The sequence below is a fragment of the Nostoc sp. genome (assembly GCF_036918245.1).
Lineage (GTDB): Bacteria > Cyanobacteriota > Cyanobacteriia > Cyanobacteriales > Nostocaceae > Nostoc.
The window spans coordinates 41,337-62,822 of record NZ_JBALEF010000106.1 but is presented as its reverse complement, the minus strand read 5'-3'; the positions used below and the strand labels follow the sequence as shown (position 1 = coordinate 62,822).

Below are 21,486 nucleotides of genomic sequence, written 5' to 3'. Positions count from 1 at the left end.
CCTATTCCCTATCTCTTACAGTCCATACCTAATTTGAATAGAGAAGAGTATTGGCTAAATTTTCAATCTTTTCATCTCTTTAATCGGGGCAAGAAATCTATTCTGTGCTGGCTGAGTTTGGGATTTCAAGCTCATTTTATCAACGAATCACGACCAGGAAAATTATGACCTCTTTAGATCCTAATTTTTTTGACATTCCGGACAAAAGCCTAATCATCATCGACCCAGCCGTTGATGACTATAAAAAGCGAAATGGCAACAACTTGGAAGTCATCTTTAAAGACGTAGTAGATACAGAAGTAAGAACAGTAACTTCAGAAGCACAAAAACTGCTGAAAGCTCCACCGAAGGAATTGTTAGCGCCTCCCGGTGATTTCAATCCTACACTAATACTGTTTTTTACATCTGTGACAGTACTGGTGTCATCTCATTGTGGTTACTGGCTTTGGCAATGGCCAGACTGGCTGTGTTTTAGTTTTAACACTATTGCTTTGCATTGTGCTGGAACAGTAATTCATGATGCTTGTCACCAATCTGCCCACCGCAATCGAGTAATTAATTCCATGCTAGGGCATGGTAGCGCCCTAATGCTAGGGTTCGTTTTCCCAGTGTTTACACGAGTACATTTGCAGCATCATGCTCATGTCAACCATCCCAAAGATGACCCAGATCATTTTGTTTCTACAGGTGGCCCGCTGTGGCTGATTGCATTTCGATTCTTGTCCCATGAGGTGTTTTTCTTTCGACGGCGACTGTGGCGCAAATATGAGCTATTAGAATGGTTCATTAGCCGTTTAATTGTTGTTGCAATTGTTTATATCTCAGTTCAATATCATTTTTTAATGTACGTTCTCAATTTTTGGGTTGTACCTTCTGGTATAGTGGGATTAATACTGGGCTTGTTTTTTGATTATTTACCCCATCGTCCCTTTGTTGAACGCGATCGCTGGAAAAATGCTCGTGTATACCCCAACCCAATTCTTAACATCCTGATTTTAGGTCAGAACTACCATTTAATTCATCATTTATGGACTTGTATTCCCTGGTACAAGTATCAGTCTACATACTATCTGATGAAGCCTTTATTAGATGAAAAAGGCTGTTATCAAACTTCAGGGTTACTACAAAAGAAAGACTTTTTAGAGTTTATTTACGATATCTTTGTAGGAATTCGCTTTTCTCATCAAAAAACTAAAAATCCAGATGAATCACAAAGTCGTAAATAAGCATTAATTCGTGAATTAGTCATTAGTTATTGGTCATTTGTAAATAACCAATGATATCATGTCCGCTTAATAGACCTCTTGCAAAAATCCTTGAATCACCCCTCCCCAACCCTCCCCGATGTGTTGGGGAGGGGGCAAGATTTCAAGTTTCCCCCCAATATATCGGGGGGATAAAGGGGGGTCTATTCGACTTATGCAAGAGGTCTAATGACTTATTAAACCCGAATCACCCCACCCCGCCAAAGCATCGGGGAGGGGTTCACTTACTGTGGGAATTATAACTATTTTATTTTTTGTAAATCAAAAAAACTGAACCAATCGGCCCAAGGTTTTCTACATAAGTTTTCTGGTTGTAATACAATCCTGGAGACATACCTCCATCAAATAAAATCCCTTCTTGAATCTTACCTAAACAGTTATTGCTAGCAATACCTTCTAGGACATTATCAAACATATCTGGCAGTAACTCTTGATTAAGTTGAGATAATTCAATATTTGAATTAGCTTTCAAGTCATTAACTAATAAGATTACATAGCCTTGATTAGTGATAGCTGCCAGAGAGCGATTAGTCGCATTTTTACAAGCAAATTCTCCCAAATCTTGACAAATATCTTTAAACTTACCCTGACGATAGAATCTGCCATTACCGCCCACTAAATTGTAATTGAGAATATCATTTTCTCTTCTGCCAGCTTGAATAGTAGCCTGTCGCTGCTGGGGTGTACCTCCTGATATCCCAAAGGAAGAACGTTTATTTTTAAATGCTCCTGAATACTCTACGCCACGAGAAATATTTAAGCCTTGGGGTTTATCATCAGTATCTATATAGTCGGCATTAATTGCGGCAATGGGTAGCTGTCCGTTTAACTTGGCATTTTCATCAGCGATGAGTTCATGAAACTGTTTTGCTACATATTCTTTACGTAGTTTACCTCTACTATCTTTGGCGTAAAGCTTATGAGATAGACCAACATTAACTTTGAAATCTAATTCTACTGATTTGGGATCAAAAATAATTACATTGTTAATACCTTTGGGATTTTTTTTACCTTGATTATTGGTTTTAAAAAAATCAATACTGAACTTGGGATCTTTGCCAGGGCAACTTTTAGACGCTTTTGGGACTAAATTTGCCTCAATCTTTTGGCAACCTGATAATAAGCTTGCACTGATTATCAAGATAAATAACAAAAATAATTTTTTTGTAGACATAATAATATAAAAAAACCGCTACAGAATTACTATAGCGGGGAATAATTTAAAATTTCAGTTTGGAGTCAATCTCAGAGCCAATATTTAAGAAAACCATTCTAAGACAGCTTCTTCTTTGGTGTTAGTATTCCGAGATGGTGTCTCACGATTAAATTTCATCTGAATTGACCGGGTTTGCTCACCATCAGCAGCTACAGCCAAAATTGGGTAGTCTATTAAACCATCCTGGAAGGACATCTGGAAGCGGAATGTTCCATCTGGATTTAGCTTAATTGGACGGCCACCAATGGTTACAGTAGCATCGGGTTCAGTTGCACCGTAGACTATCAACTCAGCATCGGCAATTAACCAGAACTTGCGCGGACGCACTGGTACGGCAGAGGCCGAGAAGCCAACACCTGACATTCCTGCACCGGAAGCGGTTAAGCCAGACACGGTAGGAGTTGCCCACAGACCTACACCCGATGGGAAAATGTAGGAGCTAATGGCTTGTTCAGGACGCACTGCACCTTGTTGGGAGCCAAAGATAGAACCAGCAACCCGTTGTGCTTCGGCAGATTCCGCTAAACCAAAGATTTCGTCGTAGATAGGGTTGCCGTTGCCATTCACAGCATTAACAGTATTACCATTGGCAGTAGCTGCAACCTTTTTGGCAGGGGGAACTAGTTCGTACTGTGTCTGGCCACGCAAATCTTCTTCAAAATTTACAGTGATGAAGACATCTTCAATCCAGTCAGAAGGATAGACAGGAGGAATGTGTACTCTACTAGAACGAGCTAGTACTAACCAGCGACCATCAGCAGCACGATAGCCGATATCGATCGTATAATCGCGATCGCTAACTGGAACTGGTAGATACCATTCTCTAGCTAGTTCATCAGCAGGATATTCTTGAATGCTATGGGGGCTTTGGTATTCGATATTGATATCGGTGACATCATAAATCCGTAGTGCCAGTTGTTGTCCGCCTTGCCGACGCAGTTCTTCTTTGTGTTCATTGGGAATATCCCAGTAAGTGTAAGCCCATTGAGGATCGCGCGGTAAAAGTACAATCCGGCTTTCACCATAGCCAGTGGGCAAATCTGCCAGTCCTTCATCAATATCAGCTAAAGATCCGCCAGTACGATCTTCCTGACCTAACTCAAACTTTGCAGCTTCCACGGTTTCTTGTGCCTCCAATGAACGAGATGGACTGAGTAAGTTTTTGCTACGCTGGACTTCTTGTATTGATGCCAGTAGTTGTGATTTACGCATTCGGCTATAGCGAGAGATACTATATTCGCTAGCAACTTTGCGTAGTTGGCGTAAGGTCATCTCCTCTAGTGGCGGGCGTTCTTTTGCCATTAATTTGGCCTCCAGTAGTTTAAGCGGTAAATGATTTCCCCTGGTTAAAGAATGCTATGTAAAATCTCATCCATTCCAGATGAATTTCTTATTCCTGACTCCTGGTTTTGCCCAGTTTTTAAGTTTTTTAATCTGTTTTTAAATTGAGCCAACATCCTTTCAATTCCTTGTGATGCCAAAATCAGCATTTCTTTGGGATCGGAGGATTTCTATTTGTTAAGTCTATATTAACCACTAAGCATATCTAGGGATCAAGGGGTAATAAGTAGGTTTTTGCCTATTTTACGAATTTATCAGCCCTTCCGGGATCTAATTGTCATATTTTCCTGACATTGTTAGTTGTTTACGTGTTGAGCAATGGTAACAATATCAATTTTTCATGACATTGCCCTCTGGGTTAGCCAAAAACCACAATCATAAAGAAACGAGTAGGATTCAAAGGGATTGGACACCGCCCTCTTCTTTAGCAGGGAATACGTGAACAATTATGAAGCAGCAAGGAATGCGATCCTTTGGAGCCAGTCCATTGACTGGCTCCAAAGGATCGCAAACTTAAACGTGGGGCAAACTTAGTTAATTGCTTGTTGAGCGATCGCCTTTCTTACCCATCGGTATGTGAAATTAAGTCCCAAGATAGTGTGTACCCCACCATAGAAGAACTTAAGCTTGGCGTATAAGTTTAGGGTTTAGGGAAATAGTTATGAATAAGGAAACAGTTCCTAGTCAAGCTGAAAAGTCTAATCCAGAAGGTGATGCATCACAATTAAGTCCAGAGGTATTGGACAAAATCAAACACCCTGCCAGAATAGACGATGTTATTCGAGAGCAATCACCACAAGAACGTAGAAGTAACCCAGCTTTAGTACCAGAAATGATTGACGATCCAGCTGATGATTGATTAGGTTTGCAAAAGATAAATTGAAAAGCTCAGATTCCCGACTTTTTAGAGAAGTCGGGAATCTTGTTATTCATAAACCTTTCGGTGTAATGGTATGGGGATAGTACATTACTTGACTCAATTATATAGTCCGCTCGCTTCTCATGTATGTTGGGTGAAACGATTGCAAAACCAAACAATTGATTATATTGGTTTCGCTAATTTTCACGCAACCTACGAATTACTATTTAATCTGGTTTGATCCAGCCTTTAATGATTGCTTTACCAATGTTGATATAAGAATTATCCAAAAACTCTTCAATTGCAGTGTCACTAAGTCCCTGTAATGCGCCAATAACACGACGCTTCCAACTAGGAGTAGTTTCATCATTTACATAAGCAATTTTCTCCGTTTCACTAGCAGTAGGATTATTTTGCTCAAACTGTTTTAGAAGCCGTTGTATTTCAAATAATACATCAGCAAGAGTTTGTTTTTGTTCAGATGTGTAGATATTTTGGTTTGCTTGTTGCCGTGCATTATCTGCAATATTATTAGCGAAATTACCAATATTTGGTTTATGGAAATTATTGTTATATGTGTTTGACATAATCTTCTTCACTTTAATAGGTCTTGTTGCTTGCAGCTTAACAATTTCTAAAATATTCGTACTTTGCTGACGGTAGAAAGTAATCTCATCATCTTTTGCTTGAAGCTCTCTCCGATATTGAGCTTCTAAAAACTTAACATTATTTTCATAAAATTCTTTAAAACCAGTTTCAATAGCACCTTTAATTACATCAGTGTTGATACCTGATTCAATATTCACATCCAATCGGACAATTAATGTGTTACTTTTACGTTCAATTCCTTGAATATCAATGTTGTGTTCAGGGTATTGCTGACATAATTCGTTAAATGACTTGAAAAATGCTTTCCAATCAATACCTTCTGTAAAAGTTAAGTCGATGGTTTCTAATGCTTTTTCAACAATTTTGATACGTTCTGTAAACTCATTAGGTGCAAAAATACTATTTATGTCTATAGGGCGACGCTGGTCAAACTTATCTAGTTCATAATTAAATCGCTAATAAATGTAATCACATTTTACATTATTTAAATTAGTAGAAGAATCAATATTCCAATTTGATATACACGTTCCAGTGAAATTAGCATAACTGAAATCGGTACCAATTGCTTCCAAATAATTCAAATTGGAATTTCTTAAATCTGCATATCTTAAATCAGCGTACCTTAAATCAACTCCTTCTAAGTCTGCTCTATATAAATTTACTTTTTTCATATTGATATTTATTAAATTTAGTTTTCCTTTAGAAGAATTTAGCATTAATTCCAATCCTGGAAAGACAGTGAACATAATAATAAAAAATAAAGAAAAACGGATTATTATATATAATATAAACTCAGCGCTAGATAAATTAACTTTAAATAATTGGTTATGTTCAAAAAAATATATTAAATTATTTGTAAAATTAGTGTGTAATAAAAAAAGAGTAATCAACAAAGATATGAGAGATGCAAGAAGCCTCCAAGCCTTTTTTTTGTTTCTTATAGATACTTCATGAACCAGATAAACTCCACTAAGATCCACATCTATATTTGGATTTGCTGATCGCCAGTCATTCCAAGCTGTAACTCCCTCTGCAAGTTTATTAATATGAATCTTATTTGCCATTTTAGTCAACTTAAATGTAGTAAGTTAATTCATTATCGAATATCGTAATTAAGTTTTATTTTTTAATAATACTACAACATAATTTGGGGTTCAAATTCACTCATCGAACCTATTAAAACTATAAACCGATCAACTAATCCTGCACTTATATTGATACTACGCTGTTGGTATAGAAATTTTGCTGATTAACTAGATTAAGTATACAGACAATCGAGCTACCAAAGTTAATTGGAGTAATAATTTAGTACTTCATAATTTTAGGTAATTGACTAAAGTCACTACTTTGCTAATAACGGTACGCTTTCGACCACCTGGTTTTGCTTGTGGAAACTCTTGTGTGATTAATTCCCACTGCTCCCATGTCAGGTTACTAGGATATACTTTAGTCATTCGCTTACAAGGTGCTGATTCTTATACAAATTTCAGCTTAAGGCTTGTGAGCTTTATCACAACACTCCCTTACTTTTAAAACATCCTCTGAGGAAAGAAGTTGTTTTACCAACATTGGGATGAGGATTAATTACAGCTAAATTGCTATAAAACCAATCTTTTTCTTTATTACTGTTATGTGAACCTAATACTACTAAAGGGATAAAATCTACACTGAACCACTGTTATAGTTAATAAGTTAATAATGTTTTACCTTTACCTCAAGTGAGTGAAGTTTTGCAAGTACTTATGCGAGTAAATGCACCTGCTGCGAGAACAAGAGCAAAGTGTGACAATTTTAGACTAATGCTAAACTCAAAGTTCTTGCGTAAATCCTGATATTGTGAAACCATATTTTGTAACTTGCTGAGAAAAATAACTAACCTGTCTCTCGCCTCGCTCCAGAAAAAAGTACTGGGACTAGTAACAATGATGACGCGATCGCCAAATTCAGAAAACAATCAAAAACCATCTAATCGTCGTCTGTGGCTCCTGCTTTTAGGACGTACCAGTTTGGCTCTGGGTGGGGTTTTGCTAGTTGGAATTATAGTTGGTGCTTGGTGGGCTAGAAGCTATGTATACAAAGATTTAGCACCGTTAGTGCAGCAAAATCTTGAGCAATTACTAGGGCGTCCAGTAAAAGTTGGGAACGTTGAACGTTTTTCGCTTTCTAGTCTGAGATTTAACTCTCTATCGATACCAGCAACTGCCAGCGATCGAGATCAGGTAGTAGCAAAAGCTTTGGAGGTGCAGTTCTCGCCGTTGCAACTCCTTCTTAGCCGAAAACTGACATTAGATGTCACGTTAATTCAACCCAGTGTCTACATTCAACAAGATAAAGATGGTCGTTGGGTGACAGCCCAAGTTAAGACTGGGGAAGGAAAAGGTTTTATTCAAACTGAGTTGCAGTCACTTCAAATTCAAGATGGCAAAGTAGAGTTAATGCCATTTGCTGCACCAACTAAACCGAAAGGCTCAGTAATATTAGATCAATTTGGTGGTGTTGCCCGATTTTCTGATCAAAATCAAAGGATCGGTTATGACATCAATACTCAACTCACTAGGGGAGGGGCTGTTAAAATTGTTGGCGAAACCCAACTAAAAGCTCAACAAACAAACCTCCAGCTTTCAACACAAAATTTACAAGCATCTGAAATTACTAGATTAATTCAGTTACCGATCGCTCTGCAAGCTGGGTATTTAAATGCTGACTTAGGGGTTCAGATTCCACCCAAACTATCAGACATCGCAATTACGGGAACAGCTACAGCTAATCAAGTCACCGCTAAAATTCAAAATATTCCTCAGCCGATTTCTAATTTTAATGGGAAATTTCTATTTCAGGGTCAGACAGTTACTTTAGATAATTTGAGTACGAACTTTGGGAAAGTTCCCATTCTGGCTAATGGAACAATTAATACTCAAACAGGTTTTAATGTTTCTGCTCAAATAAAACCAGTTACTGCGAAAAATATCTTAGATACCCTGAAAGTAAATTCGTCAGTCCCAGCTAGTGGCGAAATTCAAGCAAATATTCAGGTACGCGGCGCACTTGAGCAACCAGTCGTCAGCGGTACGGTAAATAACACAAAACCGATTCAAGTAGACCGCGTTCAATTTAAAACCATCAACACTGATTTCCGCTTGAATGCATCTCAAACTGCATCTCAACTTACTGTTTCCAATCTGAAAATAGTCCCCGCAGCTGGTGGTCAAATTATAGGCGGTGGTCAAGCTAATCTGGGAACCAAAGATGGGGTAATATTTAATGCTCAAGCCGATGAGATATCAGGGGATATACTAGCACGCAGCTATGGCGTTACTCTACCGATCGCAGTTGGCAATGTTTCAGCAAAAGCCCAAATTTCTGGCTCACTTCGCAAACAGCCTTTGAAGCTTGATGTTTCTAATGTTCAAGTAACGCCGCCAGCCGGGGGGCAAATCACAGCTAATGGTCAAATTCAACTCGCTCCCCAAGGTCAGGTAGGCGTAGATATTCAAGCTCAGGGTATCCCAGGAAATGCGATCGCTCAAGGTTATGGTATTTCAACTCCCATTAATGTTGGTGGTATCTCTGCAAACGCTAAGATTACTGGTTCTTTAGGTACACCGTTAAACGTCAATGTTTCTCGCGTTCAAGCAAATCCAGAGGTAGGAGGGCAAGTCACAGCTAGCGGACGAGTTCAGCTTGCACCCCAAGGTAGGGTGGCGTTGATTGTGCAAGCAAAAAATATACCAGGAGATGCGATCGCTAAAGCCTACAATTCTTCACCCTCGATCGCCATTGGGAATGTCTCGGCAAATGCCGATATTTCCGGCACTCTGAGCAATCTGCAAACAGTAGCACGGGTGCAAGCGCCTAGTGCCACCTATCCCACCACCGGACGAGTTGTTGTTATCAAACAAGGAGAGAATATCGTCTTTCCCGATGCGGCTGTGAACGTGGCCGGCGGGACAATTAGGGCTAGAGGTCAAGTTGTACAACAACGCTGGCAGGCTTTTGTGAATGCCCAACAACTGCAATTGAGCCGTTTTGGACAGATACCACCCCAGTTCCAGGGAGTTTTAAACAATGTCGCCTTGAATTTGTCAGGAAGCACTGCTTCTTTCCAACCCTCAAGCATTCAAGCCAAAGGACAAGCAAGGCTGAATATAGCAGGAGGTACAGTTAATCTCAGGAATGTTAGCTTTGATGCTGGTCGCTGGCAAGTGCTTGCCAACGTTTCCCAAATTCAACTCAACCGTTTCTCACCACAATTGGGAGGACGGCTCAATAGTAATATCCAATTAGCAGGCACAGCAGAATCTTTCCAGCTTGCAGATATTCGCGCCGCCGGACAAATCCGCGTTTCTCAAGGGTTAGCGCTGCTAGCACAACCGCTAACTGCACAATTTCAGTGGAATGGACAGCAGATTATAGTTGAAAACGCAAGTACCCCAGGATTGAGTGCTAATGGTGCGATCGCTATTCAAACTCCCCCAACTGGCGCACCTCAAATTGCCGGATTTGATTTAAATGTACTGGCGCAGAATTTCAACTTACAAAATACTGGTTTTAAAGTTCCTGGGGACGTAGCAATAGCAGGGCTACTAGATTTTAATGGAAAAGTTACAGGAACTCCAGATGTACCCCAAGCTAATGGCAATATTCGGCTGCGGAATTTCAATGTGAGTAACTTGGCGTTTGACCCACTTTTAACCGGAAACGTGAATTTTCAAGGAGGACAAGGGGCAAGTCTGCGACTAGCTGGGAAACAGGATCGGATTGCCCTTAATTTAGGTGCAGATTATCGTCCCACTTCATTTTTAGTTCAACGCGATGGCGCAGTTACTACAGGTAGAACTGAGGGAGATAACTTGCTCATCAACGCCCAACAGTTTCCCATCGCTCTGGTTGGGGGCTTTTTACCTAACAATCAATTGAAACCACTGGCGGGGCAATTATCGGGTAATTTAGTTGTTAATTTAAATAATTATGCCATTGCAGGGGATGTGGCGATCGCAGGGCCTCGTGTTGCTAGAGTTGCAGCCGATGAATTTCGCGGTAGCATCAATTATGCTGATGGTACGGCTAGCTTGGCTAATGGTCAATTGCGGATTGGCGATAGCAACATCGCTCTCAGTGGCAATGTGCAAACGGGCAGTGACCCGCAATTTCAATTCCAAGCTAATTTTGCCCAAGCCAAAATCCAGAGACTTTTACAAGCCTTTAATATCTTCGACTTTCAAGACCTTAGTACCGGGTTGCAGCCTCCGACGTTAGCTGGTGCAGAAGCACTTCCAACTGAGTCTGTCAGCTTGCCCGATGCAGATTTGAAAACACAGTTAGCATATTTCTCGAATATTACAGCAGCGATCGCCAAAGAACAGCAAGCTGAAACAAAACAAACCCCATCTTTGCCCAGCCTTGCAGAATTAACAGGTGCTTTAAGCGGAGCAATTACAGCCAATGGCTCGTTAAAGTCTGGGTTGAATGTCGGCTTTAATTTCCAAGGTGCTAACTGGCAATGGGGTAATTATTCCATCAATCAAGTCGTTGCTCAAGGCACTTTTGCCGATGGTATCGTCACCCTTTCGCCCTTGAGTGTGGGGATTAATCAAGGACTAGTAGCGTTTTCAGGACAGTTAGGAACTGAGCAACTATCTGGAAAATTGAATGTAGCCAGTCTGCCCTTATCACTTTTAGAACCTTATATCGAAAAATACCCCGTAGATATCACTGGTAATGTAAATGCTGATGCCACTTTAGCAGGTAGTTTGCAAGACCCCAGAGTTCAAGGGAAAGTGGCGCTAGCGAATGCGACCCTTAACAAACAACCCGTACAAACAGGACTGGTGAACTTTGATTACAACAAAGCTCGCTTGAATTTTGATAGTACCTTACTAGTAACAGGAACGCAGCCAGTTGCCGTTACAGGTAGCGTACCAGCTCCTTTGCCTTTTGCCAAAGTGCAACCGGATAGCAATCAAATCAGCATCAACGCCAATGTGCAAAATGAAGGATTGGCACTGTTAAATCTATTGACCAATAATCAAGTCGCTTGGGTAGATGGTCAAGGAAAAGTAGATTTAAATGTTGGAGGTACTTTAAACGAACCAGTTATCAACGGCAACGCCACACTTAATAATGCAACTTTTCGCGCTCAAGCCTTATCCGATCCTTTAACGAATGTCACAGGAACAGCACTATTTAATGGTAGAACGATAAGCGTTGAAAATATTCAAGGTAATTACAATCAAGGGCAAGTAACTGCATCAGGCATCTTGCCAATTTTTGATGCTCAACAAGCCGCAGCAAATCCCCTGACAGTATCAATAGCAGACAAACTCAATTTTAAGCTTGCAGGACTGTATGAAGGTGGTGTTGGTGGCGATGTCGTGGTTCGCGGCACAGCCTTAAAACCTGTAATTGGTGGAGAGATTCAACTGAGTGATGGTCAGGTAATTATTGGCAACTCGGCTGCTGCGAAGAAAAAATCAGCAGCGACAGCAGATGCTAATACTAAGGTCATAAATCTAGATAGACAAGAAGTTAACCCTAACGTCACACCTACAGCAGAGAATAACGCTAACCCAGTGGTTACAGTGGATGGAAGCACAAACTCAGTGGCGACAGCAGACGGAAGCACTAGCGCCGCAACTCCACCCAATTTACCTGTAGAGTTTGCAGATTTAAAGTTGATTTTAGGCAAAGATATTCGGGTTACAACTCAGTCCCTACTCAGCTTTGTACCAGGAGGAGCGGCATTGAGTCAGCCCCTATTGAGGTTTGACGCTAAAGGTGACTTGACCATTAATGGTACATTAGCCAAACCGCTTCCTGAAGGAGTGATTCGTTTGACAGGAGGACGACTGAGCTTATTTTCCACTGAGTTCACCTTGGCGCGGGGCTATGAACAAACTGCGCGGTTTATTCCAAGTCAAGGACTTGACCCGACTTTAGATGTCCGACTGACGGCAATTGTACCGGAAACATCAGCAAGGAACACTCAAACTTTGGAATCACCATTGTCTTCTGAAGTCAGCGATGTTTCTGTAAACAACTTTGGGACTTTACGTAGCGTTACCGTTCAAGCTAGGGTGAACGGACCAGCTAGTAAATTGGGTGAGAATCTAGAACTGACGAGTGAACCTAGCCGTAGTAAGGGAGAAATAGTTGCTTTGCTGGGTGGCTCAATTCTGGGTTCTTTCGGTCAAGCAGATGCAGGCCAAGGGCTGACTAATTTCGCTAGTTCTACCATTTTAGGTAGTTTACAAGGAACTATCACTGCGATCGGACAGGCTGTTGGTTTCAGTGAATTTCGGATATTTCCTACCCCTGCGACTAATAATGAAGAATCAAAAACATCAACAGCTTCAATTCTGAATTTATCAGCGGAAGGTGTGTTTGATATTAGTAAAAATTTCTCTGCCTCTTTATCACGCGCTCTTTCTAGCGATGACTCTTTCCGTTTCAATGTCCTTTATCGAGTCAATGACGAAATTCTGATGCGAGGCTCAACTGATGTGGGGGATGACAATCAACTTCAAGTTGAGTATGAAACCCGATTTTAGATTGCTGCATTGGCATTGTCAGCCGAAACAATCGCATTGTTAGTCAAGAAACTAACTAATTACCTGGACATGATATGGCGGTTCCCGTTTACGTGAGGTACACCCGTAGGGGCACGGCACTGCCGTGCCCCTACACTCGTGATGTAATGTTGTACCGCATCTGAATGGGAACCGCTATATCACTAATGATTAAGCTGTTGGTTTGGATGTTCTTGATTTGTTACTACAGGTGATGCTGTCTCCACACTTTTTTCTTGAGCTTGTATTTCTAGTAGTTGGGGAATTGTCACAAATCTATAGCCTTGGGCTTTTAAACCTGCAATCATTTCTGGTAAAGCCTTGACAGATTTGGAACGGTTGCCGCCCCCATCGTGCATCAGGACAATTGCACCGGGTTTTGCATATTTCAGCACATTTTTGACTAGTCCTGGAACTTGAGGCGAACGACGTTGAGCATCTCCCGATTCTTCTGACCACATCATGACAGCGTATTTCTCGTTTTTGGCATATTCGGCTAGTCCATTATTCAAAAAGCCTCCAGGAGGACGAAATAGAGTAGTTTTCTCTCCAGTAGTCTTGTAGATGATTTCTGCTGTACGATCAATTTCACTAGCTGCAGTAGCTAAGTCCGTGTGGCGATACCAATGATGCCATGTGTGATTACCAATTACGTGACCATCAGCAGCCACTTGTTTGGCAACTTGAGGAAAATATTTCACCATTTGCCCGATCATGAAGAATGTGGCTTTTACATCATTTTTCTTTAAGATTTCTAAAATCTGTGCCGTATTTTTGGGGCCGGGGCCATCATCAAAAGTTAGGGCAATAACTTTCTCATTCGCTTTTAGTTTCCCTTGATAAACGATTGTTCCCTGAAATGCCTTTGGCACTTTATTCATCTGGTCTTTGACTGGACTTATATTCTGTGCATCTGCACTCATCAGTTCGTTATGACTCGCTTTAGCACTCTCGCTTTTTGGCTTGATAATTCCCAACAAATGCTCAAATCCGCTTGTGGTTAAAAGCAAGCTGATACCTAAACTACTAGCACCAGTAACCAATGTAATAATTATTAGTTTCAATAACGAAGATAATTTCTGACTAGACACATTAAATCTCCTCAAATATTAGTTATTAGTTATTGGAGATTGGTTTCTCCCTGATGTTGCCATACCTTATATCATGTCCGCTTGATTACTTCTTAAACTGGAATTACCCGCACTTGATATTACTCCTAGCCTGTTGTAATTAATATATCTATTGCTGAAAGAAAAAAGATAACAATAAAATACCTTGAAACATTCCAGCTAAAGCTAAAGGATGTCTCAATTTAATCTGTATTAATTTGCTACGATTATTAATGTGAATAAAATAATACTCAGTAGATTTAGCTGACCAGTAGAGCCAGCAATGATAGCAGTATAACCGTAACCTGGAGAAATGCTAAGTAGTCCTTGACCAATAGAGTTAAGGACTTTGCAACTAGTAATGTCAATATTCGCTATTTGCTTGCGATCGCAGTTTTTGTTTATCCTTGTAGAGAGGCAAAAGGGAGGAAGAGTTTAAGTCCTTCACTAAAATCTTCGATCTCGTATAGAAGTCTTATCTAAATTCCAACCTCCTACCTCCTCCTGCCCTCTTCAATCTTCATCAAGGGCTGGGAAAGCTTCTTCAAGCTGCCACAACCGATCTTTATTTTCAACAAACCAAATACGAGTTTCTGGAGTTAATTTACTCCAAATGTCTTCAACAGGGATGTGAGGAGATGCATACTGGTACTGCTGACCAAGTGATTTGAGATTGTCCGCTACTTCACGGGGAATTCCAAATTCTTCCCAGTCAACTGTGATATTTCTTCCCGAAACTCCGGCTGTAGGGTCAAAAACCAATTGTGCCGATCTGACTAAATCAGCAAAGTGTTTCGGTTTGAGTTTGGTGATCTCCTGAATTTGGAGTGATTCGTTATGCTCTTGAGACATGATCGCCGCAGTGGTAAAGATTAGTGGTGTATTGAACTTACTGCCAGAGATTTTTATCCCAATATTTTTACTTTAGCGCAGAGCCATTAACTCGATCGTGACTTAACAAGACTTGAGGTTTGAGGAAATCGTTTAAGGTGAGCAAACTTACTACACATGTATCGGTACAATGTCTAAGCTAGTAATGAAAAGTTTGTAGTAAGCACTAAAGTGCTTTGAAAATAAGGACTTTAGTCCTTATCGCGGTACAACATTAGATCACGAGGTGTAGGGGCACGGCAGTGCCGTGCCCCTACGGATGTACCTCACACAAACGAGAAGCGCTATACTACGAACTGTTCCCAGTACCTATTTTAGTGACGAGTGTAGGAATGCTCAAAGTGAGTTTTGAGTGTATGAGCCATAACAGACATGACAATTGCTGCTATGGAAACCGATATTGCTGCTATTCTGATTCTAGAATCATCTGCAAGTATTGCTACAGCAGCTAGAGCGATCGCTACCCCGATACAACCTTGTTTGACCCTGTTTGTAACTTGATAAGCTCGATTGCAAGAACTACAAATAGGTATGTGTCGCGAAAACCTGTCTAGCAAAATCGGCTTTGAATTCAACTCGTCATTCTCAACATTTTTCCATGTGGAATAGCCGTGATAAAAAGGCAAAGACGAGCCAAATTTATCGAGCCATTTGCGGTACTCAACCACTAATGTGTCAGATGTTTTCAGCGGCAAATATAATTCTTTGAGACTTCTTCCTAAGCGCTCAATTTCTGCCTGTTGTCCCGCAATCAAAGGTAAATCCTGCTCTAATATTTTGTTGGTATTTAAGTGATCGAGCCAGCGTGGCCTCAGCTTGACTCCCCAAGTCATGAAATTACGATAACCTCTAGCTAAAAGACGGCATCGCCCTTTACCTAAAGGAATCGAATACAAAGCTAGTCCAAATGTCCAATCTTTTTTTTCAATATAAACAGTGTTTAGCACAAGACTTGGAGCAACAAAATCAATATACTTCCAGGCTTCATTTGATTTGTTAGCTCCCCGCCACCTGCCTTTAACCCCCTGAACAGAATTCTCTAGCACTTCCATTTCTAGCGGTTGGGCATTTTTACGATTACTACCACCCCTGGTGCCACTATGGCTAATAGCAACATGAGCAGGATCGATGACGTTTTCTACTAAATATGTTTGGTCATAAGGCAGATCCAATATAAAGTCTGCACATACAAATCCTGACTTATCTAAATCTGGCAGAATTGGAATAATTTCATCAACAGCAGTTTCTTTTTCGCCAGCCCACACCCAAATCATGCCTTGGCGTTCCACTACTTTAAAGGATTGTACGCAAGCATTGGCTGGAATTTTTGCATCTGTTGCTAATTGGGGAATGTGCAGACATTGACCATCACTGCCAAACTGCCAACCGTGATATAAGCACTCAATTTTGCCGTCAATAATTTGTCCATCAGAAAGTTTAGCTGTACGGTGAGGACAACGATCTGCTAAACAGATAAATTGTCCATCTTTGTTTTGGAACAAAACTAAAGGTTCATCGTACAAGGAAAAGCTATGAGGACGGTTGGCAGGTAAGTCTTGTACAAAGGTGACGGGATACCAGCATTGCCTCCAGTTAAATTCTTGCTTATCCTCAAGTTTTTGAAAGGTAGAAGTTGGTGGTGTCGCCTGTAGTGTCTCTGTTTCTAATGACATAGTTTTCTCCAGGTTTTTATGATTTTATCTCTTTGTATTAGCAAATGCTTAGTCCCAGAGATAGAAGATTTCTCAAAAAAAATGTCAAACCTGGTAATTATCAGCCAATTGTTATAGCGGCTAATCTTGCAAGTGAAAAACCTCAGAAATCAACAATGTAAATGCACCTGAATCATTATATTTAGCTGTGAGGCGTTTATACTCATTTTCTGCAACCAGCTTCCCGGCTACTATCTCAAATTCCTCTCCCACACGCAACTTTTTAGGAATATTCACAACGACACTATCGGGTAAGTAGAAAGTGTCATTTTTCCCATTATTCGGGTCTAAAATAATCTCGCGAATTTCTTCGGTATTGGAAATTTGTAAATCAGACGTGATAGATTCTTTTGTGCCAATCCAACTTCCTGACAGACTGGTTATTTCTTCGCTTGTTGTGGTGTCGGGAAAACTATTTAAATGTTCGCGCAGATGGAGAATTTTCTCTAAATCACCATTCTCTGTATAGATACTACCTATGCTAGTATTCCAATCTTTATGCTTTAAAAATAACTCAACTGAGAAACTACGTCCCGATTCCAGTTTTCTGCTAACCCAAGCACTGGAACCATAATCAACAAGAGCTAATGCCCTTTTAGATGGGTCTGCTGGATGCAATAATCCATCAGGCTGGTTACAAGTTTCCTTTTCTATTTGCCATTGTTTTTCTAGCGTACTTCCGTCTGGTGAAGGGAACTGATTTGTGTGAGTAATTATTGTTTTATCAGCATTGGAACGCAAATTTCTGATACCTTGAGAAGACTTGATGACTTCTTTTTCTGGGGAGTAAACAGTCCATATACCATACATAGACTGCCCTTCTATGGTCAGGAATCCAAATAATTTTTCCCAGTGTTGCTCTTGGAGATGTGTCATTTTATTAAATAAATGTTGCAACTTTGACCTCAGCTACTCATTTTCGATCAGAACTGTAACAGCAGCGATCGCAATCAACATTTCGTCATTTTTATCGTTGAGTTCAGGAATCGCCCGCCCTTGAACTATCATCCCCCCAGATTCTACGATGAGAGTTTTTCGCCCAAATGGTAGTACAGCGAGTACCTCTTCTTCCCTAACTTGTTCTGGATATGGAACTGCTACTTGAACCTCTATAATCATTTCATTGGGGTGACTCAAACCTGCAACTTCCCAAACACCAGGTAAGGCATTGTGAGCGATCGCATTACGTACTGCCCTAGATGCTGCTACTGTCGGTTCTTGTCCGTGCTGATCTATTCCCATCCCCATCTCGATAATCAACCGTTTACGTGCCATTGCTACCTTCGGTAAATCTTGTATCTTTCACTTTATCTTTATATTGGATGCAATACAGTAATTCTCGGATGAATGAAGTACTCCATTAAAAAAATCTCCAATCTTTTATTTGGGGTGTGTTACGCCGAAGTAACGCATCCTACTAAATACTAACTATTGAAGAATTGATTTTTTTGGGATTCCTTTATACCATACGCTGCAAGCGACTCAGACGTTCTGAGTCGCTTTTCATCACCTGTAGGGCAATCTAGCAGGGTTTGAATTAGCTGATTATAAGCCTGTAGACGCTGTTCGTTCATGAGCAGGTGTGAGTTAGACGCATATAAAGGGGAGGGAACTAGATAGATTTCTTTTTTCCCCCCTTTATAAGGGGGGATTAAGGGGGGTAATTCGACTTGTGTGTACACCGCAGCTTATAAAGGGGATTAAATGTAAGTTGGGTTTCCTTACGTCAACCCAACCTACCTTTAATCCATCTGAATTTTATAGTGGCGATGTCTACGACGGGCTATTCGGCGTCGCCCTTGTGGAATCCTATCTTTGATTTGCAACTTTATTAACGAAAATTCAAGGTAGGGAGAGGTTTATTAAACTCGCCCTCAAAAAGCAAATTTTGGTTTTCTGTCATCTTCTATAATTGATAAAACCTGCACACCTAATTCTAGGCATGAGACTGTGACCGAATCAGGAAGTTACAAAGATACTGTAAACCTACCCAAGACTAATTTTGATATGCGGGCAAACGCCATCAAGCGTGAGCCTGAAATCCAAAAATTTTGGGAAGAAAATAAAATTTACGATCGCCTCTTTGAAAATAACCCCGGCGAATTATTTATACTGCACGATGGGCCTCCCTACGCTAATGGCTCACTCCATATTGGTCATGCCTTAAATAAAATTCTCAAAGATATTATTAATCGCTACCAAATGTTACAAGGGCGTAAAGTTCGCTACGTCCCTGGTTGGGATTGTCACGGTTTACCGATTGAGTTAAAAGTTTTGCAGAACATGAAGTCAGCAGAACGGCAAAATTTAACGCCTTTACAACTGCGACACAAAGCGAAAGAATTTGGTCTAGCTACGGTAAACGACCAGCGCAATAATTTTAAACGCTACGGTATTTGGGGTGATTGGGATAACCCTTATCTAACTCTGAAGCCAGCTTATGAAGCGGCTCAAATTGGCGTGTTTGGTCAGATGTTCTTAAAAGGCTACATCTATCGCGGTTTAAAGCCGGTTCACTGGAGTCCCAGTTCTCATACCGCTTTGGCTGAAGCTGAGTTGGAATATCCTGAAGGTCACGTTTCCCGCAGTATCTATGCAGCTTTTGCAGTTACAAGTTTGGCGGAAGCTGTAAAACCACTGCTGGCGGAATATCAGTCAGATTTGGGTGTGGCTATCTGGACAACTACACCTTGGACAATTCCAGGGAATTTGGCTGTGGCGGTGAATGCAGATTTAAATTATGCAGTGGTGGAAGTGGAACCTCACCCCCCAACCCCCTCCCCGCAAGCAGGGAAGGGGAGTGAAGAAGTAGCTTCCCCCTCTTTGTTAACGGAGAGGGGGACTGAGGGGGTGAGGTTCCGCTATCTCATCGTTGCTGCTGATTTAGTCGAACGTTTATCTTCAACGTTAGGAGTTGAGTTAACTGTAAAAGCCACGTTCAAAGGGAATGATTTAGAACATACTACTTACCGTCATCCTTTGTTTGACCGCGAAAGTCCGATTGTTGTCGGCGGTGATTACATCACTACTGAATCGGGTACGGGGTTAGTACATACTGCACCCGGTCATGGTCAAGAAGACTACATTGTTGGTCAGCGTTACGGTTTGCCCATCCTTGCACCAGTGGATGACAATGGCAATTTTACCGAAGAAGCGGGAGAATTTGCGGGGTTGAATGTGTTGGGTGATGGGAATCAGGCGGTGATTGATGCATTAAATGCGGCTGGTTCTTTGTTGAAAGAAGAACCATACCCCCACAAGTATCCTTATGATTGGCGGACAAAGAAGCCGACAATTTTCCGCGCCACTGAACAATGGTTTGCTTCCGTGGAAGGATTTAGAGAAGAAGCATTAAAGGCGATCGCAACTGTAAAATGGATTCCAGCCCAAGGTGAAAATCGGATTACGCCAATGGTGGCGGAACGTTCTGATTGGTGTATCTCTCGTCAACGTGCTTGGGGTGTACCGATTCCCGTTTTCTACGACGAAGCCACGGGAGAACCACTGCTGAATGAAGAAATTATCAACCACGTCCAAGGAATCATCGCAGAAAAAGGTTCCGATGCTTGGTGGGAACTTTCAGTTGAGGAATTATTACCCGAATCCTATCGTAATAATGGCAAGTCTTACCGCAAAGGTACAGACACAATGGATGTATGGTTTGATTCTGGCTCATCTTGGGCGGCTGTCGTCCAACAGCGTCCAGAGTTACGCTACCCTGCTGATATATATTTGGAAGGTTCCGACCAACATCGCGGTTGGTTTCAATCCAGCTTGCTCACCAGCGTAGCAGTAAATGACATTGCACCTTACAAAACTGTACTAACTCACGGCTTCGCTTTGGACGAACAAGGGCGAAAGATGAGTAAGTCAGAAGGAAATGTAATCGATCCAAATACAATCATTGAAGGCGGAAAAAATCAAAAAGTAGAACCGCCCTACGGTGCAGATGTATTGCGATTGTGGGTGTCATCGGTTGACTACTCCGGTGATGTCCGCATTGGGAAAAACATCATTAAGCAAATGAATGATGTCAGAGGTAAGATTCGCAATACGGCGCGGTTTTTGTTGGGTAGCTTGGATGATTTTGACCCCCAAAAAGATGCAGTTCCCTTTGAGGAATTGCCAGAACTTGACCGTTATATGCTGCACCGCATCACCGAGGTGTTTGAGGAAGTCACAGAAGCCTTTGAAAGTTTCCAATTCTTCCGCTTTTTCCAAACAGTGCAGAATTTCTGCGTGGTGGATTTATCCAACTTTTATTTAGATGTGGCCAAAGATAGGCTGTACATCAGTGCAAAAGATGCTTTCCGCCGTCGCAGTTGTCAAACGGTGCTGAAGATAGCAATAGATAATTTAGCACGAGCGATCGCACCAGTGTTATCTCACACTGCCGAAGATATCTGGCAATATCTCCCTTACAAAACACCTTATAAATCAGTGTTTGAAGCTGGTTGGGTACAGATAGAGGAAAAATGGCGTAATCCAGATTTAGCGGAATTTTGGTCAGTACTGCGACAACTCCGCACCGATGTTAATAAGGTGTTGGAACAAGCCAGGATAGAAAAACTCATTGGTTCTTCCTTGGAAGCGAAAGCTTTGATTCATATACCTGACAAACAATTAGGTAATGCTATCAAAGCCTTTAACCCTGTTAAGGGTAACGGGATTGACGAACTGCGGTATTTATTGCTGACTTCGCAAGTGGAATTATTAGATTCTGCTGAAGGATTGCAAGGATTAGAATATACAGCACAGACAGAAGACTGGGGGATTGGTGTGGTGAAAGCAGACGGGCAAAAGTGCGATCGCTGTTGGAACTACTCTACTCATGTAGGAGAATCAGCAGAACATCCGCTAATTTGCGAACGGTGTGTAGCAGCTTTAGCTGGAGAGTTTTAAAAGCAAAAATTCCACGG

13 protein-coding genes are annotated in these 21,486 nt (G+C 41.2%); 4 read left to right on the top strand and 9 right to left on the bottom strand.

Features of this window, described 5'->3' with window-relative positions:
* The first annotated feature begins 164 nt into the window (after positions 1-164).
* On the top strand, positions 165-1,226 hold the full coding sequence (gene crtR / locus V7L12_RS30935) for a beta-carotene hydroxylase (RefSeq protein ID WP_335090253.1): 1,062 nt from the start codon (positions 165-167) through the stop codon (positions 1,224-1,226).
* A 286-nt stretch (positions 1,227-1,512) separates the two neighbouring features.
* On the opposite strand, the gene V7L12_RS30930 is transcribed toward crtR, so the two are convergent.
* Positions 1,513-2,439 carry a phosphodiester glycosidase family protein gene (locus tag V7L12_RS30930; RefSeq protein ID WP_335090251.1) on the bottom strand — a complete coding sequence of 309 codons (927 nt, stop codon included), beginning with the start codon at positions 2,437-2,439 and terminating at the stop codon, positions 1,513-1,515.
* Positions 2,440-2,523: 84 nt separating this feature from the next.
* Complete coding sequence (locus V7L12_RS30925; RefSeq protein ID WP_335090249.1) at positions 2,524-3,783, bottom strand: DUF4912 domain-containing protein; 1,260 nt, start codon at positions 3,781-3,783, stop codon at positions 2,524-2,526.
* Positions 3,784-4,483: 700 nt separating this feature from the next.
* Here V7L12_RS30925 and V7L12_RS30920 point away from each other — a divergent pair.
* Positions 4,484-4,681, top strand: a complete 198-nt coding sequence (locus tag V7L12_RS30920; protein ID WP_334820076.1) for a hypothetical protein — start codon at positions 4,484-4,486, stop codon at positions 4,679-4,681.
* A gap of 227 nt (positions 4,682-4,908) precedes the next feature.
* On the opposite strand, the gene V7L12_RS30915 is transcribed toward V7L12_RS30920, so the two are convergent.
* Both V7L12_RS30915 and V7L12_RS30910 read right to left on the bottom strand, forming a co-directional pair.
* The gene (locus V7L12_RS30915; protein WP_335090247.1) at positions 4,909-5,487 is read right to left on the bottom strand and encodes a hypothetical protein; all 579 of its coding nucleotides are present in this window, start codon (positions 5,485-5,487) and stop codon (positions 4,909-4,911) included.
* A gap of 258 nt (positions 5,488-5,745) precedes the next feature.
* Positions 5,746-6,354: a pentapeptide repeat-containing protein gene (locus tag V7L12_RS30910; RefSeq protein ID WP_335090245.1), complete on the bottom strand. Its 609-nt coding sequence runs from the start codon at positions 6,352-6,354 to the stop codon at positions 5,746-5,748.
* Between the two features lie 861 nt (positions 6,355-7,215).
* Between V7L12_RS30910 and V7L12_RS30905 the strand changes: the two genes are divergently transcribed.
* The gene (locus V7L12_RS30905) at positions 7,216-12,837 is read left to right on the top strand and encodes a translocation/assembly module TamB domain-containing protein (protein ID WP_442947935.1); all 5,622 of its coding nucleotides are present in this window, start codon (positions 7,216-7,218) and stop codon (positions 12,835-12,837) included.
* A 182-nt stretch (positions 12,838-13,019) separates the two neighbouring features.
* Here V7L12_RS30905 and V7L12_RS30900 read toward each other — a convergent pair whose 3' ends face one another.
* The 5 genes from V7L12_RS30900 to V7L12_RS30880 all read right to left on the bottom strand — a co-directional run bounded on the left by V7L12_RS30900 (position 13,020) and on the right by V7L12_RS30880 (position 17,842).
* Entirely contained in the window at positions 13,020-13,946 is a 927-nt protein-coding gene (locus V7L12_RS30900; protein WP_335090241.1) for a polysaccharide deacetylase family protein, read from the bottom strand.
* A 531-nt stretch (positions 13,947-14,477) separates the two neighbouring features.
* Positions 14,478-14,816, bottom strand: coding sequence for a hypothetical protein (locus tag V7L12_RS30895; protein ID WP_335090239.1), 339 nt, complete (start codon positions 14,814-14,816; stop codon positions 14,478-14,480).
* 353 nt (positions 14,817-15,169) lie between these two features.
* Positions 15,170-16,528 (bottom strand): aromatic ring-hydroxylating dioxygenase subunit alpha, encoded by a 1,359-nt coding sequence (locus V7L12_RS30890; protein ID WP_335090237.1) that lies wholly within the window; start codon positions 16,526-16,528, stop codon positions 15,170-15,172.
* Positions 16,529-16,648: 120 nt separating this feature from the next.
* The gene (locus V7L12_RS30885; RefSeq protein ID WP_335090235.1) at positions 16,649-17,443 is read right to left on the bottom strand and encodes a DUF3598 family protein; all 795 of its coding nucleotides are present in this window, start codon (positions 17,441-17,443) and stop codon (positions 16,649-16,651) included.
* A 33-nt stretch (positions 17,444-17,476) separates the two neighbouring features.
* Entirely contained in the window at positions 17,477-17,842 is a 366-nt protein-coding gene (locus V7L12_RS30880) for a Lin0512 family protein (RefSeq protein WP_335090233.1), read from the bottom strand.
* A gap of 675 nt (positions 17,843-18,517) precedes the next feature.
* Between V7L12_RS30880 and ileS the strand changes: the two genes are divergently transcribed.
* Positions 18,518-21,469, top strand: a complete 2,952-nt coding sequence (gene ileS, locus V7L12_RS30875) for an isoleucine--tRNA ligase (protein ID WP_335090231.1) — start codon at positions 18,518-18,520, stop codon at positions 21,467-21,469.
* Positions 21,470-21,486 lie beyond the last annotated feature (17 nt).

Bases quoted from the DNA above. Each gene is read 5' to 3' on its own strand.
- crtR (WP_335090253.1), top strand. From the start codon at position 165: ATGACCTCTTTAGATCCTAATTTTTTTGACATTCCGGACAAAAGCCTA.
- V7L12_RS30930 (WP_335090251.1), bottom strand. From the start codon at position 2,439: ATGTCTACAAAAAAATTATTTTTGTTATTTATCTTGATAATCAGTGCA.
- V7L12_RS30925 (WP_335090249.1), bottom strand. From the start codon at position 3,783: ATGGCAAAAGAACGCCCGCCACTAGAGGAGATGACCTTACGCCAACTA.
- V7L12_RS30920 (WP_334820076.1), top strand. From the start codon at position 4,484: ATGAATAAGGAAACAGTTCCTAGTCAAGCTGAAAAGTCTAATCCAGAA.
- V7L12_RS30910 (WP_335090245.1), bottom strand. From the start codon at position 6,354: ATGGCAAATAAGATTCATATTAATAAACTTGCAGAGGGAGTTACAGCT.
- V7L12_RS30905 (WP_442947935.1), top strand. From the start codon at position 7,216: ATGACGCGATCGCCAAATTCAGAAAACAATCAAAAACCATCTAATCGT.
- V7L12_RS30895 (WP_335090239.1), bottom strand. From the start codon at position 14,816: ATGTCTCAAGAGCATAACGAATCACTCCAAATTCAGGAGATCACCAAA.
- V7L12_RS30890 (WP_335090237.1), bottom strand. From the start codon at position 16,528: ATGTCATTAGAAACAGAGACACTACAGGCGACACCACCAACTTCTACC.
- V7L12_RS30885 (WP_335090235.1), bottom strand. From the start codon at position 17,443: ATGACACATCTCCAAGAGCAACACTGGGAAAAATTATTTGGATTCCTG.
- V7L12_RS30880 (WP_335090233.1), bottom strand. From the start codon at position 17,842: ATGGCACGTAAACGGTTGATTATCGAGATGGGGATGGGAATAGATCAG.